Raw genomic sequence first — 16,331 nt, 5'->3', positions numbered from 1 at the left:
GGCGGGCCGGAGCGAGCGGAGGGCGCCTTGCCGAAAGTGGTCTACGTTTCCCCCGACGGCGAACGGCATGTCGTCGACGCGGTGGCCGGCGAGTCGGCCATGGCGACCGCGGTGCGGCACGGCGTCCCCGGCATCGTGGGCGAATGCGGTGGCAACGCCAGCTGCGCCACCTGTCACGTCTACGTCCGCGACGATCTGCTGGCGCGGCTCGGTGAACCCGGGGACCTGGAAGAGGATCTGCTCGATCTCGCGGTCACCGAGCGCCGCACCGGCAGCCGGCTGTCCTGCCAGATCGAGCTGACCGAGGAGCTCGACGGCCTGACCGTCGACATCCCGCCGGTGCAGCCGTGAGCGGCGGGACGCTGATCGTCGGCGCGAGCCAGGCCGGGGTGCAGGTGGCGGTTTCGCTGCGCGAAGGCGGCGACACCGGGCCCATCACCATGATCGGCGCCGAGACGCATCCGCCGTACCAGCGGCCGCCGTTGTCGAAGGCTTTCCTGGCGGGCACAGCGGATCTCGCGTCGCTGGCGTTCCGCACCCCGGCGTTCTACGCGGACCGGGATATCACGGTGCTCAGCGGAGAACGGGTCGAACAGCTGCGGCTGCGCCCGGGCTCCGCGATCACCGACCGCGGTCGCTCGCTGCCGTTCGACCGGCTCGCGCTGACCGTGGGGGCCCGGGCGCGGCGGCTCGCGGTGCCGGGCGCGGACCTCGACGGCGTGTGCTACTTGCGCGACCTCGACGACGCCGTTTCCCTGCGAGAGCGCCTGGCGTCGGTCGGGAACGTGGTCGTCGTCGGCGGCGGGTTCATCGGCCTGGAAGCGGCCGCCGTCGCCCGCTCGCTCGGCAAGACCGTCACCGTCATCGAGGTCGCGGACCGGTTGATGGCGCGGGTCGTCTCGCCGGTGGTGTCCGAGTGCTACCGGCAGGCGCATCTGCGGCGCGGCACCGGAATCCGGCTGGGCGTGGGCGTGGCCGGGTTCGCCGCGGAAGAGGGCCTCGTGCGTGCGGTGGAGCTGTCCGACGGCACCCGGCTGCCCGCCGATCTGGTGCTCGCCGGGGTCGGCATCGAGCCGAGGACGGAGCTGGCCGCACAGCTGGGCCTCGACTGTGACGGCGGCATCGTGGTCGACGAGTTCGCGCGCACGAGCGAGCCCGGCGTGGTCGCCGCCGGGGACTGCACGGTGTCGCCGGACCCGGCGACCGGTCGGCGCCGGGTGCGGCTCGAATCGGTGCAGCACGCCATCGGCCAGGCCAAGGTGGCGGCCGCGTCCCTGCTGGGGCGCCCGGAAAGCTACCGCGCCGTGCCGTGGTTCTGGTCCGACCAGTACGACCTCAAGCTGCAGATCGCCGGACTCGGTGCGGGGCACGACGACCACGTGGTCCGCGGCGACCCGTCGAGCGAGCGGTTCTCCGTGCTGTACTACCGGGACGGCGCGCTGGTGGCGGTCGACGCGGTGAACAACGCGGCCGACTATCTGGCCGTGCGCAAGGCACTCGCGCAGGGCGTGTCGATCGCGCCGGAGCGCGCGCTGGACACCGCGGTGCCGCTGAAGACGCTCGTCTCACGCAGCGGCTGACGCTGGCCAACTAGGGTCCAATGGTCTTACTATTAGTTCGCTGTTGGGTGTGGCGACGAGAGGTGGACGGTGCTTAAACAGGAGATCAACGAGCTGCTGACGCGGACCGGGCCGGGCACACCGATGGGCAACCTGTTCCGCCAGTACTGGATCCCGGCGATGCTCGCGGAGGAACTGCCCGAGAACGACAGCCCGCCGGTCCGGCTGAAGCTGCTGTCCGAGCGTCTCATCGCCTTCCGCGACTCCGACGGCCGGTACGGCCTGATCGACGAGTTCTGCGCGCATCGCGGGGTCTCGCTGTGGTTCGGCCGCAACGAGGAGTCGGGCCTGCGGTGTGCCTACCACGGCTGGAAGTACGACGTGACCGGGCAATGCGTCGAGGTACCGTCCGAACCGGACAACAGCAACTTCTGCGCCAACGTCAAGCTGACCGCGTACCCGCTGGTGAAGATCGGTGACGTGCTGTGGACCTACCTGGGGGACCCGGCGAAGAAGCCACCGCTGCCGGAGTTCGAGTTCGCGCAGGTGCCCGCCGAGCAGACGTACACGTCCAAGCGGTGGCAGGAATGCAACTGGCTGCAGGCGTTCGAAGGCGGCATCGACTCGAGCCACGTGACGTTCCTGCACTCCGGCGGCCTCCGGTCCGACCCGTTGTTCAAGGGCGCCAAGGGCAACGAGTACAACATGAAGGATCTCAAGCCGTTCTTCGAGGTCGCCGAGTCCGACGGTGGGCTGTTCGTCGGCGCCCGGCGCAACGCCGACGACGGCAAGTACTACTGGCGCATCACGCCGTGGGTGCTGCCGAGCTTCACGATGGTCCCGCCGCGCGGCGATCACCCGTTGCACGGCCATTTCTGGATCCCGATCGACGACCACAACTGCTGGGCCTACTCGTTCGACTACCACCCGGTGCGGGCGCTGACGGCGACCGAGGTACAGGCGATGCGCGACGGGCACGGGGTGCACAGCGATAACATTCCCGGCACCTACCGGCCGAAGGCGAACAAGGACAACGACTACCTGATGGACCGGGATTCCCAGCGCGCCAACGAGAACTACTCGGGTGTTCGGGGCATCGCGATGCAGGACGCGTCGCTGCAGGAGAGCATGGGCCCGATCGTCGACCGTCGCAAGGAACGGCTCGTGTCGGCGGACACCGGCATCATCAAGGCGCGGCAGAAGCTGCGCAAGGCCGCGCTCGCGCTGGCCGAGGACGGCACCACGCCGCCCGGGGTCGACCCGGCGCACCACCGGGTCCGCTCGGCCGCGGTCGTGCTGCCGCGGGAGGACTCGTTCATCGAGGCCAGCCGTGACGCGCTGACCGCGACGCCCGGCGTCCCGCAGAGCACGGTGTGAGCACCCGGATGCGGCAGATCCTGCTCAACAGCTGCGCGATGGCGGCGTCGGCCGAGGAGGCCCGGTTCCGCATCGACGCGCCGATTCGCGGCCGCGAAGGCGCCCGGGTCATCGCCCTGGATCAGGCGGCGAACGAGGTCGTCCGCCGGGTCGCCGGGCAGCCGTGGCACGCCGCCCGGTTCTTCACGCTCCCGGCGCATTCGGGGAACGGGAACGGCTCGCTCACGCTGTGCACCCTCGACGGCGTGTCGTCCGGGCTCGCCGAGCAGCTCGCGGCGGCCGATGTGGTGGTGATGATCGCGACCGGCGCGGGCGACGCACACGCGGCCGCGGCGATCGGAAATGCTTGCGCGGTCAGGGGAATCATGACCGCGGGGCTGATCATCGGCGACGGGCGGGAGGCGCTGGGCGCGCTGCGGCCGTACGCCCGCGTGCTCATGGTGACCCACGACGAGACCGACGTGACCGAGGTGCTCACCGCGCTGCGCGCGTGAAAGGCTGGCATGGAAGAGAAACTGACGCTGCCCGGGTTGCGGGCGATGAAGGACGAGGGCCGCAAGATCGTCGGCCTGGTCGTGTGGGACTACCAGCTGGCCCGGATCGCCGACCGCGCCGGCGTGGACCTGGTGTCGGTGGGGGACACCGTCGGCAAGAACCTCTGGGGCCAGCCGAACCCGCTGGCGGTGACGATGGACCAGATGATCACCGTGTGCCAGGCGGTCCGCCGTGGGGTACGGCGGGCCCTGGTCAGCTGTGACTTCCCGTTCGGGCCGTTGCAGGAAGGCCCGGACGCGGCGGTGCGGGCCGCGATCCGCCTGGTGAAGGAGGCCGGCGTGGATCTGGTGAAGCTCGACGGGGCGGCCGACTACCCGGAAGCGGTCGCCGCCGTCGATCGTGCCGGGATTCCGGTCTTCGCGCAGTTCGGGCTCACCCCGCAGACCGCGTTGCGCCACGGCGTCGCCTACCGCGCGACGCCGGAGCCGGGCACGGAAGTCCCGGCGGAGCTGACCGAGGAGCTTGTCGCACGAGCGAAGCGGCTTGAGGCGGCCGGTGCGGCGCTCCTGAACTTCACCAACTCCGGTCCGGTCGCGGGCCCCGAGGTGGCGCGCGCGGTATCGATCCCCGTGCTCGGCGGGCACGGTGGCGGGCCGTGGCTGGACGGCCGGATGCGCCTCGCGAGCGCCGCGATCGGGTACGACGCGGACGAGCTGGACCACCCGCACGAGACCTACGCCAACGTCGCGCGCATCGCCCACGACGCGATCTCCGGGTATGCCACGGATGTCCGGGCGGCGCGGCAGATCAAGGGCGGCCTCCGATCGTGAGCCTGGCCATTGTGGACGGTATCAGCACCCGGTACGAAGTGGACGGTTCCGGCCCGCCGCTGCTGATGTGCTCGCCGGGCGGATTCAACGCGAAACTCGAGAACTGGCGCACCCACGGCATCTACCGCCGCACGAACCTGCTGGCGCATCTCGCCGAACGCTTCACCTGCATCAGGTTCGACCGGCGGGAGGCCGGGTCGTCTGGCGGCCGTCTCGAACGCGTCACATGGGCCGACTATGCCCGGCAGGCGTTGGGGCTGCTCGACCACCTGGGCATCGAGCGCGCGAACCTGATCGGCGGCTGCGTCGGCTGCTCGGTGGTCGCGCAGTTCGCGGTGTCGTATCCCGGACGGGTGTCCCGCATGGTCCTGTTCTCCCCGGCGGGTGGGGTGAAATACCGGATGACGCAACACGACCGGTTCGCGCGGCACCTGGCTTTCGTGCGGGAGAACGGACTTCAGGGTGTCATCGAGCTCGCACTGAGCGGTGACAGCGATTTCTCGAAGGACCCGAGGGTGGGCCCGTGGGTGACGGTCATCCGCACCGACCCGGAGTTCGCCAAGGCCTACGCGGACGGGGACGCCGAACGGTACCGGGTCCTCGTCACGGGCATGGCGCGGACGTTGTTCGACCGCGACACGGTGCCCGGCCCCGAACCGGAAGACCTGCTGCGACTGGACATTCCGGCGTTGATCGTGCCGGGGGAGGACACCTCACACGCCCCGTCCGCCGCCCGCTATCTCCAGGAATGCCTGCCGCTGGCCGAATACTGGGATGTCCCGGTCGCCGCGCAGACCGAAACGACAGCGCCGGCGAAGGTGTTGGAGTTTCTCGGCGGATGACGAGGTCAGATCCGCTCGCCTCGTTCCAGCGCCATGATCTGCTCGACGCGCCGCTGGTGGCGGCCGCCCCGGAACTCCATGCCGAGCCACTTGTCCAGGATTTCTTCGGCGAGCCCGGGTTCCACGACCTTCGCGCCGATGACGAGCACGTTGGCGTCGTTGTTCCCCCGGGCGATCTCGGCGAGGAAAACCGAGTCGCACAACGCCGCCCGGATGCCGCGGATCTTGTTGCAGGCGATCGCCTCGCCGCTCCCGCTGCCGCCGACGACGAGCCCGAACCGCGCGTGCCCGCCGGTGACCTGCTCGCACACGTCGGCGCACAGCGGCGGGTAGTCCACCACCTCGGTCTCGCTGTGCGAGCCGCGGTCGTCGACCTCGTGGCCGCGATCGGTCAGCCACGCGGTCAGGCGGGTCTTCAGTGAGACTCCATTGTGGTCGGCGGCGATGGCGAACCGCATGGCGTGTCCTTTCAGGCCGTGAGGTCGAGGGTTTTCGCCGCGAACAGGGACTCCAGCGGCGGCCGCTCGCCGAGGATGTGCTGGCGGACGGCGTGATCGATGAGTTCCTCGATCATCGGCCGGTTCGGCTCGATCCCGTACGGCAGCGGATCCGAACCGGTCTCGGCCAGCACCCGCTGGTATCGCCGATCGGTGGCGCCCGCCTCGGTGAGCGTGGGAAGCGTTGCCACGTAACGGTTCTTGGCTTCGGCGAACGCGTCGAACACGGCCACCGCGATACCCGGGTCGTCGTCCAAGATCTCGTCCTTCACGACCACCAGATGGTTGATCGGGTAGTGACCGCGCGAGCGCAACGCCGCGAAGCCCGCCTCGTCCGGGTCGGGGATCAGAGGGCCGACGTCCGGGCGGTCGAGACCGGCACCGATCACGGCGGGCAGATCCGCGAGATTTTCCTCCGGTGGCAGCGAAACGACATTGGCCGGCGGCCGGTACTCCGCGACATGCTCGTCACCGGACCGACCCCAGATGACGGCATCGAGGTCCACGTCGTACTCCTGCGCCAGGATGCCGCGCGCCCATACGCCGGTGGTCACCGTGTAGCCGCGGTTGACCCCGACGCGGCGCCCTTCGAGATCCTTGGGATGAGCGATGCCCGCACCGGTATTGACCTGGATCGCGCGGTGGTGGAAGTCGCGTACGAGGAAGACCGGCAGTGCGGTGAAGCGCTTTCCGTGTGCCTTGGCGGCGAGGTACGTCGTGAACGCCATCTCGCAGACGTCGAACTCCAGCTCGCGGACCATCCGGCGGAAAGCCTGGACCAGCACGGGAACTTCCTCGAAGTCGAACGCCAGGCCGGCCGGGGTGACCGTGCCGTCCTTGAGTGCCGCGTTGTTGCCCTGGGTCCGGGTCACCGTCTTGAGCCGTCGTTGCCCCATGATCGGTATGATAGCATAACATCAGACCATTAAGGGAGGCTGCGACGTGGCAGAGCAGGTGCTGACCGCGGTGCGAACGGGTCCCGGCCGGACCGAGTTCCGCGAATACCCGATGCCCGACATCCCCGAGGACGGCGCGCTGCTGAAGGTTGAGGTCGCCGGCATCTGCGGCACCGACGTGAAGATGTACGCGAAGCCGATGATCGAGGGGCCCGTCATCATGGGCCACGAGAACGTCGGGGTGATCGCGAAGGCGGGCCGCGAGTTCGCCGCGCGGCAGGGTTTCGCCGAGGGCGACCGGGTGTTCGTCGAGCACTACGTGCCGTGCCACCGCTGCGAATGGTGCCATCTGGGGGAGTACCGGCACTGCGAAGCCACCGACTGGCGCACCAACGCGGACGCGCGCCGGTACGGCTACACCTCGGCGGACAACCCGTACCACCTGTGGGGCGGGTTCGCGCAATACCTGTACCTGCCCTGGAATGCGGTGCTGCACCGGGTGCCCGACAGTGTTTCGCCGGAGCTGGCAGGAATCGTGACCCCGCTGTCCAACGGTATCGAGTGGACACTGTTCGACGGCGGGGTCGGCTACGACTCGACGGTGCTGATCCAAGGGCCGGGTCAGCAAGGGCTCGCCCAGACGGTCGCCGCGAAGCAGGCCGGTGCCTCGCTGATCATCGTGACCGGCACCGCGCGCGATGCCGCCCGCCTCGCGCTGGCCAAGACACTCGGCGCTGATCACGTGATCGACATCAACGCCGAGGACCCGCTCGACCGCGTCCGCGAGATCACCGGCGGCAAGGGGGTCGACGTGGTGCTCGACTGCACCGCGGGCGCGGGCACCGCCCCGGTGCTGCTCGGCATCGCCGCGCTCAAACGCCGCGCGGGCACACTCGTGATCCAGGGCGAGCTGGCGGCCTTCCCGGATTTCCCGGTCAAGACGGTCACCGAGAAGGCGATCACGATCAAGAGCGCCCGGGGGCACAGCTACCGGTCGTGCGAGCTGGCCGTGGCACAGCTGGAATCCCGGCGGTTCCCGCTGGAACTGCTGACCACGCATGCCTTCGGCCTGAACGATGTGGACAAGGCGATCCGGTCGGTCGGCGGCGAGGGCGACGGGGTCGTCCACGTGTCCCTGCTGCCCTGGAGCTGACATGGGAATCGTCGTGCGGAACATTGATCGGGCCGGGCAGGCCGAAACCGACGCACTGGGTAAGTACGGCGTCGCCACGATCCATGAGGCACAGGGACGCACCGGCCTGCTCGCGGCGACCATCTCGCCGATCTGGCCGGGCGCGCACATCTCCGGCAGCGCGGTGACCGTCAGCGTGCCGCCCGCCGACAACTGGATGATCCATGTGGCGCTGGAAGAATGCCAGCCGGGCGACGTCCTCGTGGTCGCGCCGACGTCACCGTCCGACGCCGGGTACTTCGGGGATCTCCTTGCCACGTCGGCGAAAGCGCGCGGCGTGCGCGGTCTCGTGATCGATGCGGGTTGCCGCGATATCGCGCAGTTGCGGGCGATGGCGTTCCCGGTGTGGGCCACGTGTGTGTCGGCCACCGGCACGGTGAAGGAGACGCTCGGCAGCGTCAACGTCCCCGTTGTGTGCGCGGGCCGCGTGGTCAATCCGGCTGATGTGATCGTGGCCGACGACGACGGCGTGGTCGTGGTCCCGCGCGAGAAAGCCGGTGAGGTGCTGACCGCCGCCGAGGCGCGAGAGGCACGCGAGGCCACGACGCGCGAGCGGTACGCGGCCGGTGAGCTGAGCCTCGACGTGCACGGAATGCGGGACCGGCTGGCGGCAAAGGGCCTTCGCTACGTGGAGCAAGCGTGATCATCGACTGCCACGGCCACTACACGACAACCCCCAAGGCGCATCAGGAGTTCCGCGACGCCCAGCTCGCCGGGCTCGATCCCGCGGCGCCCGCGATCAGTGACGACGAGATCCGCGAGAGCATCGAGCCCCACCAATTGCGCGTGCTGCGCGAGCGCGGCGGGGACCTGATGGTGTTCTCGCCCAAGGCATCCGGCATGGAACACCACGTCGCCGACCCGGCGGTCGCACGCGTGTGGGCGCGAGCCTGCAACGATCTCGTGCACCGGGTGACCGGCCTTTTCCCGGAACATTTCGCCGCTGTCTGCCAGCTGCCCCAGACACCGGGCGGCACGCTGGCGGACTCGATCGCCGAACTCCGGCGCTGTGTCGAGCAACTGGGGTTCGTCGGGCTGAACCTCAATCCCGACCCGTCCGGCGGGCACTGGACCGCGAAGCCGATCACCGACGAGTACTGGTTCCCGTTGTACGAAACGATGATCGAGCTCGACGTGCCCGCCATGATCCACGTCTCGGCCTCGTGCAACCCGAACTTCCACGCGCTCGGCGCGCACTACCTCAACGCCGACACCACGGTGTTCATGCAGCTGATCCAGGGTGATCTGTTCGGCCGGTTTCCCGGGCTGCGGTTCGTCATCCCGCACGGCGGCGGCGCCGTGCCGTACCACTGGGGCCGTTATCGCGGGCTGGCCGAACGGCTCGGCCGCCCGCCGGTGGACGAGCACGTGATGAAGAACGTCTTCTTCGACACGTGCGTCTACCACCAGCCGGGAATCGACTTGCTGGCGAAGGTGATCGACCCGCGCAACATCCTGTTCGCGTCGGAGATGATCGGCGCGGTGCGCGGCGCCGACCCGGCGACCGGGATCGACTGGGACGACACCAAGCGGTATCTCGACGCGCTGAACCTGCCGGACGCGACGGCCCGGCAGATCTTCGAGGGCAACGCCCGGCGGGTCTATCCGCGGCTCGGCGCGCGCCTGGCCGGGCAGTGACTCACTTGCGGCCTTTCTTGGCGGCCGTGGACTTCTTCACGCGGGCGGCGGTGCGCGCCAGGTGCTTGGACATCACGGCCTCCGCGGCGGCGACGTCACGCTTGCGGACGGCCATCACGAACCGCCGGTGCTCCTGCGTGCCGAGCACGCCGACCTTCGGGTCCTCGTCCTGCGCCTGCTGCAGCGACATCACCATCGGCCCGTGGAAGGACTGCGCGAGCATCTCGATCGCCGCGTTGTGGCTGGCGCGCGCGACCCGGACGTGGAACTCGGCGGACAGGGACACCGGGTACGTGCCCTCGGCGAGTGCCGCCTCGGCGCGGTCGCAGATCTCCAGCAGGTCGGCGATGTCCTGGTCGTCGGCGCGCTCGCAGACCAGCGGCACGTACCCCATCTCGAAGACCCGCCGCGCCTCGGTCACCTCGGCGGCACTGAGGCCCGACAAGGTGAGCAGGTCGGTGATCCCTTCCCCGACCCGCTCGCTCGTCGGCGCGGTCACGAACGCGCCGCCGTGCGCGCCCACCCGGATGGTGACCAGGCCGTTCGCCTCGAGTCCCCGCAGGGCTTCGCGGACGGTCACCCTGCTGACGCCGAACCGTTCGCCCAGCTCGCGTTCCGAGGGCAGCCGGTCGCCCGCGCTGAGCATGCCGTCCCGGATGAGCAGCCGGATCTGGTCCACGATCAGCCCGGAGACCCGGCCCATCGTCACCCGGCTGTACATGTCGTCCGGGTTGGCGGCAGGCTTGGCGGGCGTGGTTTCTCGCGACGTCATGGACCAATCATAAGACCACCGGACTGGTCTCCGCGCGACCCGCCGTCACCCGGCTCGCCGAAGAGAGCGGAAACACCCCTTGTGTCGCGTGCGGCGTGGCTATAACCTCTAGCTTGGCTATAGGTTATAGCTGAGGGGCGGGGGAATGACGAACGTCGAGCGGCGCCGGCGGGTGGACACGCGGCGGGAGATCCTGGACGCGGCCGTCGAGGTGATGGCCGAGCGCGGGGTCGCCGGGCTCAGCCTGTCCGAGGTGGCCCGCCGGATCGGCATCCGGCAGCCGTCGCTCTACAAGCACTTCGCATCCCTGCACGCGGTGTACGACGAACTGTTCCGCGAGGGGGCGGAGCAGCAACGGGATGCGGTGGGCGCGGCGGTGCGGGCGAGTGCGCCCGGACTGCCCGCCCTCGCCGCCGCGATCGAGGCGATGGGGCGGCTCGCGATGGCGAACCCGGTGGTCGCACAGTTGTTGTCGTGGCGGCCCGTGCCGGAGTTCGCCCCGTCCGCGGCGGCGTTCCGGCCCAGCGTCGAGATGGTCGGGATCGTGCGGGCGACCCTGAAGGACGCGGTCGCCGCCGGCGAGCTCCACCCCACGGCGGACTCCGACGAGGGCGTCGCGCTCGTCTCGATCCTGGTGTCCGGCGCGCTGACCCAGCAGTTGGCCAACGAGCCCGGTGCCCGCTACGAGGACGGCCGGTTCAGTTCACTGCTGCCGCAGGCTTTTGCGATGTTCGTCCAGTACTTCGCGCCGGAAGAGGAGGAGTAGAGCCATGCCCGAGACCCGGGCGCCCGAGGCGCTTGCGATCGCACGGCCGACGCCGGGGGAGGCCGCCGTCGAGGGCCTGGCCGAGGTCGACGCGCTCAACGCGTTGCTCGCCGGCCTTTCCGACGACGAGTGGGAGCTGCCGACCGCCAGCGCGGGCTGGATCGTGCGTGACCTGGTCGCGCACCTGGCCGGTCAGCACGTCGAGTCGGCCCGGCCGTGGACGATCCCCGGCAAGCTGCGGCAGGCGCGCCGCCGGTTCCCCGGCCGTACGGCGCTGGACGCGCACAATGCCTTGCAGATCCTCGAATACGGCGACCGGACACCCGAAGAGCTCCGGCGGTTGCTCGTGCGCTTCGGGCCGAAGGCGGTGCGGGCGCGGCGGCGCTCCCCGGGGTTCATCCGCCGGCGCAGCGTCGCGCGGTTCTTCCCCGAAGAACCGTTGCCGGACCTGAGCTTCGCGTACCTGTTCGACGTACTGTCCAATCGGGACACCTGGATGCACCGGCTCGAAATCGCGCGCGCCACGAACCGGCCGTTCGTCACCGGCGAGCACGACCGTGGCGTCGTCGCGCAGGTGGTGTCCGACCTCGCCCGGAGCTGGTCCGGACCATCGATCACCTTGGCGCTGACCGGGCCGGCCGGGGGACGATGGGCGCTGGGCGCCACCGGATCGGTCGCGCTCGTCCGGATCGGGACCCTCGACTACCTCTGGCGTCTGTCGGGGCGCGGCAGCCCACCCGCGCTCGACATCGCCGGCGATCCCGCTGTCGCCGGCGCCGTTTTGGACGCCCGCGTCGAATTCTGACCTACCATCGAGCGGGACCGTTCTGCTGGGGGCACGATGACAATACCGACACCGGTTCGGCTGCTCGGTGAACTGATCGCGAACGCGCTGGCCATCGGGATCGGCGGCGGGCTCGGCTGGTGCCTGTTCGCTCTGTACGAGAAGGTCAACGGCGTGCTCGGCATCATCGTGGGCATCGCCGTGCTGGCCTGGCTGCGCATCCTCGTCGGCCGCTACCGATTCGAGGGCCGCAAGGAACGGGCCGATCTGGACCGGGCCTGGCACAGCTGGATGATGTCGCCGCTCGGCCCCGAGAATGCCGGAGTTCCCGGCTATGTCTACGAACTACGAGACCGGGCGCACCGGTTCGAGTTCCTGACGGGCTGCCTCGCGTGCTGCTACGTCGGTGTCGTCGCCGGGATCGTGACGAACGTTTTCCTGAACATCCACGATCCGTGGTGGATCGGCCTGCTCCTCGGCCTCGCGGCGGGCATCGTCAGCCTGTGGGCCAGACAGGCGCCGCCGCAGGGCGTCATCTTCCCGGGCCGCTGACCTGGTTCAGTACACCGAGCGCGGCAGGTCGAGGACCTCGGGCCCGGCCGGTGCCCGCGGCGCGTTGTGGGTCACGGGTTACGGCAAGACATCGCAACACGTATTGCGCTCCAGCCAACGCCCGCGCAATGCGCCGATTGGCGTCCGAATACGACCGTTCGCTGTAGTACGATTAGGCACATGTCGGTCCGGGACACTTCACTATTACGGCGCTCCGCACTGCTTGGCTGCTTGGCTGCCTGACTGCCGTGATGGGTATGGCCGCTGGCTGTGCCACCGGTAATAACGCACCGGTGCAAGACGGAAATGGACCGAAGTTCTATGATCCAGCTCTGCGCGTCGAGATCGAGGACGTTTCCGGTAGTGAGGTAATCAATGAGGACAAGACAATCTCGGTCGCGGAATTCAGGGGAAAGGTTGTTGTTCTCAACATGTGGGGCTCCTGGTGCCCGCCGTGTCGTGTCGAGACCTATGAGTTGAACAAGCTGGCAGACGATACTAAAAGTGAACTCGTTCAAGTGGTCGGTATTGACGTCAGGGACGATCGTGCGCGGGCGGCAGATTTTATTTACAACTTTCAGCTGAATTATCCGTCAATATTTGATCCCGCGGGCCGGGTTGGACTTTCCCTCCCCGGGATTCCCCTGATAGCACCCCCGACGACCGTAGTTATCGACAAAGAACAGCGTGTCGCAGCGGTGTTCCTTGGGCAGATTCTCGCGTCCGACGTGATGCCTGCCGTTCAGCGCGTGCTCGCCGAGCTTTGACCTGCACCAACATGCATGGACGCTCAGAGTGGGCAGTGAACAGTGTCTAGATTCGAAGCAGGACCTGGGTCGGACACGGCCTCCGGTGCGACCTCGATCTGCTCGAAGCGCTCGCGTCACCGGAGGCCCAGCGCACCGGGGGACTCGGCGTCGCCGCCATCGCCCGGCTCGCCGGGCGCGAGAAAAGCCAGGTGTCGCGGGCACTTCAGGCGCTCGCCGAGGAGGGCGTCGTCGAGCGCGACCCGGACACGCGCGAGTGGCGGCTGTTCTCACTCGTCGCGCGCACGGCCGAAGACGGTCTCGTGCGCGCGGCGGAACCGGTGCTGCGTCGGCCGATCTGGAGGAGACCAGCCACCTGTGCCTGCTGCGCGATGAGGAGGTCCTCACGGTCGGTCTCGGCGCATTCGTTCCGCGTGCACGGCTGGGAAGGCCGCAGCATACGTCCGCCGGGCGTGTGCTGCTGCTCGACGCCACGCCCGACGAGCTCTACAACGGCCTGGTCGGCGTTTCCGCGCCCGTACGGGATTTTCGCGGCCGGATGGTGGCACCAGCCGGCCACCCGGCTCGGCGACCGGCTGCAGACGGCCGGTCAGGTGACCGCGCCCGCCGCGCCCGCCGCGCCCGCCGAACTCGGCTGGCGATGAGTTCTGGCGGCCGCGGCGGTCTCTACCCGTGACCCGTCACGAGGAACCCAGCGAGGTGCTGTCATGTCCACCCTGATCCAGAATCGACCGGCCGCGCGGGCCGCCCGCACGCCGATGGTCGTGCGGTTGCTGGTGCTCGCGACATTCGTGGTGATCCTCAACGAGACCATCATGATCAACGCGATCCCGCGGCTGATGGACTCGCTGCACATCACCGAGCAGTCCGCGCAGTGGGTGTCCACCGCGTTCATGCTCACCATGGCCGCCGTCATTCCGGTCACCGGCTGGTTCCTGCAGCGGGTCACCACCCGGGCCGCGTTCGCGACCGCGATGGGCGTGTTCCTCGCGGGCACCGCCCTCGCGGCCGTCGCGCCGTCGTTCGAGATGCTGCTGATCGGCCGCATCGTGCAGGCCTCCGGCACGGCGGTGATGATGCCGCTGCTGATGACCACCCTGATGACCGTCGTGCCCGAAAGCGACCGCGGCCGGGTGATGGGCACCGTGACCCTGGCGATGTCGGTGGCGCCGGCGCTCGGGCCCGCGGTGTCCGGGCTGATCCTGCAGGCCGGTTCCTGGCGGCTGCTGTTCGTGGTCGTGCTGCCGATCGCGGGCGTGGTGACCCTCGTCGGGCTGCGCCTGGTGCGCAACGTCGGCGAGCCGCGGGTCGGCACGATCGACTGGCCGAGCGTGACGCTGGCGGCGCTCGGCTTCGGCGGCGTCGTGTACGGCTTGAGCATGTTCGGCGGCAGCGGCGAGATCGGCCTGGGCATCGGGATCGTCGCCGGCGGGCTGCTGGCCATCGTGGTGTTCGTGTTCCGCCAGTTCCGGCTGCAGCGCACCGGGACGCCGCTGCTGGACCTGCGCACGCTGCGGCACCGGACCTACGTGCTGTCCCTGGCGGCGATGTCGATCGGGTTCCTCGCGATGCTCGGCTCGATGATCCTGCTCCCGCTCTACCTGCAGCATCTGCGCGGGCTCAGTCCACTGCAGACCGGCCTGCTGGTCATGCCGGGCGGGCTGGCGATGGGCCTGCTCGGGCCGAGCGTGGGCAAGGCGTTCGACCGGTTCGGCAGCCGGCCGCTGGTGCTGCCCGGCTCGATCGGCATCGCGCTCGCCCTCGCCGGGTTCACCCAGGTGTCCACGACGATGCCGTACTGGCAGGTGCTCGCGCTGCACACCCTGCTGATGGTGAGCCTCGCGGCGGCGTTCACCCCGCTGTTCACCCTCGGCATGGGCGCGCTCCCGCCGCACCTGTACTCGCACGGCAGTTCGATCTTGGGGACGCTGCAACAGGTCGCCGCGGCTTTCGGCACCGCGCTCGTGGTGACCGTGATGTCCGCGCGCGCCAGTCATCTGCTCGCCGGTGGTGTCGCCGCGGTCCCCGCGCAGGTCAGCGGGATCAAGCTGGCCTTCGCCGTTGCGACGGCACTGGCCCTGGTGATGATCTTCGTCGCGGCGAAACTGCCGCGCCGGGTGCCGCCGGCCGAGTCCTGAGTGGAACTAGGGCGAGGCGGTCACCCAGACGAATTAATCACCCGCTATGCTCGCCAGCCTCGACCACGCGAACTTCACAAGGATAACTACATGGAAACCGAGAGCGACAAGCAGGTTGCTTCAACGGATGTCCTGAGCAGCGCGGCGCACGCCGCCCGCCTGGTCATGTTGAAGACCCTCGACGAGAAGGTCCGGTACGCCTGCGAGGCCCTGGACCAACCGTCGACATCGGACGTACTGGCTTTCCTGTTGACCTACGGTGTGGTGACCAACCCCAAGCGCGAACGCGCCAAGGTGGCCGCTGAGGTCACCAAGTGGCGTCAGGAACGCGGTCTCGGCGACACCGGGGACCTGCCCCGGCTGTCGATGGAGATGCTGACCGAACTGGACGCCCGCCGCGCCGCCGAGAAGAACGCGGCGGCCACCCGGACCGTGCCGGCCAAGGAGCAGGCGAGCGCCCCGGCCGAAAAGACTGTGCAGACCAAGCCGGCTCCCGCCGTCAAGACCAAGCGGACGACGCCGGAAGGCTCGCGGGGCTTCTACCTCGTGGCGTTCATGTCGCTGCTGGTGTCGGTGGACACCTCGTGGCGGTTCTTCGGCGAGAAGCTCGGGATCACCAGCATCCCCGAGCGGGCCGCCATGTTCGCGGTCGTCGAGGTCGCCCTGATCGCCTGCGGGTTCGCCATGCGCGCCGGGATCCGCAGCGAGCACGGGAAACCCGGTCCCGCCCGGCTGATCCTGTGGGCGCTGTGCGCGGCGTCCGGCTACATGGCCTTCGACCTGGCCGGCCCGGTTTCCGGCCTGGCGCGGGTCACGCTGGGCCCGGTGCTCGGTGTGGTCATGCTGCACCTGGCGCTCGGTATCGAGCTGCGGCACGCGCGCACCCGGGTCACGATGTGGACCAGGGTCAGCCGTGAGCTCAAGGAGCGGTTCCTGTCCCGGCTCGGCCTGGGTGACGACGAGCGCGACGCGCTGGCCCGCACCCGCGACCGGGCGGCCCGGCGCGCCGCGCACCTGGCTCGCGCGTCCTGGTTCACCCCGTTCCGCAAGGTGCGCCTGGGCAAGGAACTGCGCAAGGCGAACGTCGCCCACGACGACCGGATGCGGTCGCGGCTGATGGCGGAGCTGGCGGCCGTCCAGCACGCCGACGAACTGCGGCGGCTGGACCTGGCGTCCCCGTGGTCGGACTCGCTCGCGCACACCCTGAAGTACCTGAAGCACTAGTC

General features: G+C 69.4%; 19 protein-coding genes. 16 read left to right on the top strand and 3 right to left on the bottom strand.

All coding sequences use genetic code 11. The annotated features are described in order from the left end of the window. The first annotated feature begins 36 nt into the window (after positions 1-36). From LOZ83_RS14215 to LOZ83_RS14190, 6 genes are all read left to right on the top strand, one after another. Positions 37-351 carry a 2Fe-2S iron-sulfur cluster-binding protein gene (locus tag LOZ83_RS14215; protein ID WP_236792080.1) on the top strand — a complete coding sequence of 105 codons (315 nt, stop codon included), beginning with the start codon at positions 37-39 and terminating at the stop codon, positions 349-351. Further along, a complete protein-coding gene (locus LOZ83_RS14210; RefSeq protein ID WP_236791016.1) occupies positions 348-1,580 on the top strand; it encodes an FAD-dependent oxidoreductase in 1,233 nt (410 codons plus the stop codon). The genes LOZ83_RS14215 and LOZ83_RS14210 overlap by 4 nt, the downstream gene beginning before the upstream one ends. Before the next feature lie 69 nt (positions 1,581-1,649). After that, the gene (locus LOZ83_RS14205; RefSeq protein ID WP_236791015.1) at positions 1,650-2,936 is read left to right on the top strand and encodes an aromatic ring-hydroxylating dioxygenase subunit alpha; all 1,287 of its coding nucleotides are present in this window, start codon (positions 1,650-1,652) and stop codon (positions 2,934-2,936) included. Then, positions 2,933-3,430, top strand: a complete 498-nt coding sequence (locus tag LOZ83_RS14200; protein ID WP_236791014.1) for a hypothetical protein — start codon at positions 2,933-2,935, stop codon at positions 3,428-3,430. Before LOZ83_RS14205 ends, LOZ83_RS14200 begins: the two co-directional genes overlap by 4 nt. 9 nt (positions 3,431-3,439) lie before the next feature. Next, positions 3,440-4,261: a 3-methyl-2-oxobutanoate hydroxymethyltransferase gene (locus LOZ83_RS14195; protein WP_236791013.1), complete on the top strand. Its 822-nt coding sequence runs from the start codon at positions 3,440-3,442 to the stop codon at positions 4,259-4,261. Next, positions 4,258-5,103, top strand: a complete 846-nt coding sequence (locus LOZ83_RS14190; RefSeq protein WP_236791012.1) for an alpha/beta fold hydrolase — start codon at positions 4,258-4,260, stop codon at positions 5,101-5,103. Before LOZ83_RS14195 ends, LOZ83_RS14190 begins: the two co-directional genes overlap by 4 nt. Positions 5,104-5,108: 5 nt before the next feature. On the opposite strand, the gene LOZ83_RS14185 is transcribed toward LOZ83_RS14190, so the two are convergent. Next, positions 5,109-5,561: an RpiB/LacA/LacB family sugar-phosphate isomerase gene (locus LOZ83_RS14185; RefSeq protein WP_236791010.1), complete on the bottom strand. Its 453-nt coding sequence runs from the start codon at positions 5,559-5,561 to the stop codon at positions 5,109-5,111. Positions 5,562-5,572: 11 nt separating this feature from the next. Continuing rightward, positions 5,573-6,496, bottom strand: a complete 924-nt coding sequence (locus LOZ83_RS14180; protein ID WP_236791008.1) for a hypothetical protein — start codon at positions 6,494-6,496, stop codon at positions 5,573-5,575. A gap of 46 nt (positions 6,497-6,542) precedes the next feature. Here LOZ83_RS14180 and LOZ83_RS14175 point away from each other — a divergent pair, with 46 nt between their 5' ends. The 3 genes from LOZ83_RS14175 to LOZ83_RS14165 are packed head-to-tail and all read left to right on the top strand — an operon-like array spanning position 6,543 to position 9,326. Further along, positions 6,543-7,649 (top strand): zinc-binding dehydrogenase, encoded by a 1,107-nt coding sequence (locus tag LOZ83_RS14175; RefSeq protein ID WP_236791006.1) that lies wholly within the window; start codon positions 6,543-6,545, stop codon positions 7,647-7,649. A gap of 1 nt (position 7,650) precedes the next feature. Then, a complete protein-coding gene (locus tag LOZ83_RS14170) occupies positions 7,651-8,331 on the top strand; it encodes a 4-carboxy-4-hydroxy-2-oxoadipate aldolase/oxaloacetate decarboxylase (protein ID WP_236791004.1) in 681 nt (226 codons plus the stop codon). Further along, the gene (locus LOZ83_RS14165) at positions 8,328-9,326 is read left to right on the top strand and encodes an amidohydrolase family protein (protein WP_236791002.1); all 999 of its coding nucleotides are present in this window, start codon (positions 8,328-8,330) and stop codon (positions 9,324-9,326) included. The genes LOZ83_RS14170 and LOZ83_RS14165 overlap by 4 nt, the downstream gene beginning before the upstream one ends. Position 9,327: 1 nt before the next feature. Here LOZ83_RS14165 and LOZ83_RS14160 read toward each other — a convergent pair whose 3' ends face one another. Further along, complete coding sequence (locus LOZ83_RS14160; RefSeq protein WP_236791001.1) at positions 9,328-10,098, bottom strand: FadR/GntR family transcriptional regulator; 771 nt, start codon at positions 10,096-10,098, stop codon at positions 9,328-9,330. A gap of 145 nt (positions 10,099-10,243) precedes the next feature. Here LOZ83_RS14160 and LOZ83_RS14155 point away from each other — a divergent pair, with 145 nt between their 5' ends. From LOZ83_RS14155 to LOZ83_RS14120, 7 genes are all read left to right on the top strand, one after another. Further along, entirely contained in the window at positions 10,244-10,864 is a 621-nt protein-coding gene (locus LOZ83_RS14155; protein WP_236791000.1) for a TetR/AcrR family transcriptional regulator, read from the top strand. Between the two features lie 4 nt (positions 10,865-10,868). Further along, positions 10,869-11,669, top strand: a complete 801-nt coding sequence (locus tag LOZ83_RS14150) for a maleylpyruvate isomerase family mycothiol-dependent enzyme (RefSeq protein ID WP_236790999.1) — start codon at positions 10,869-10,871, stop codon at positions 11,667-11,669. Positions 11,670-11,705: 36 nt separating this feature from the next. Further along, a complete protein-coding gene (locus LOZ83_RS14145) occupies positions 11,706-12,200 on the top strand; it encodes a hypothetical protein (RefSeq protein WP_236790998.1) in 495 nt (164 codons plus the stop codon). A gap of 251 nt (positions 12,201-12,451) precedes the next feature. Continuing rightward, positions 12,452-12,967, top strand: coding sequence for a TlpA disulfide reductase family protein (locus tag LOZ83_RS14140; protein ID WP_236790997.1), 516 nt, complete (start codon positions 12,452-12,454; stop codon positions 12,965-12,967). A 50-nt stretch (positions 12,968-13,017) separates the two neighbouring features. After that, positions 13,018-13,611, top strand: a complete 594-nt coding sequence (locus LOZ83_RS14130) for a helix-turn-helix domain-containing protein (RefSeq protein ID WP_308190240.1) — start codon at positions 13,018-13,020, stop codon at positions 13,609-13,611. A gap of 63 nt (positions 13,612-13,674) precedes the next feature. Continuing rightward, on the top strand, positions 13,675-15,105 hold the full coding sequence (locus tag LOZ83_RS14125; RefSeq protein WP_236790995.1) for an MDR family MFS transporter: 1,431 nt from the start codon (positions 13,675-13,677) through the stop codon (positions 15,103-15,105). A 90-nt stretch (positions 15,106-15,195) separates the two neighbouring features. After that, positions 15,196-16,329 carry a hypothetical protein gene (locus LOZ83_RS14120; RefSeq protein ID WP_236790994.1) on the top strand — a complete coding sequence of 378 codons (1,134 nt, stop codon included), beginning with the start codon at positions 15,196-15,198 and terminating at the stop codon, positions 16,327-16,329. Positions 16,330-16,331: the final 2 nt, after the last annotated feature.

Source organism: Amycolatopsis sp. GM8 (assembly GCF_021653975.1).
In the GTDB taxonomy this organism is placed as follows: Bacteria; Actinomycetota; Actinomycetes; order Mycobacteriales; family Pseudonocardiaceae; genus Amycolatopsis_E.
This window is presented reverse-complemented; position numbering and strand designations above follow the sequence as displayed.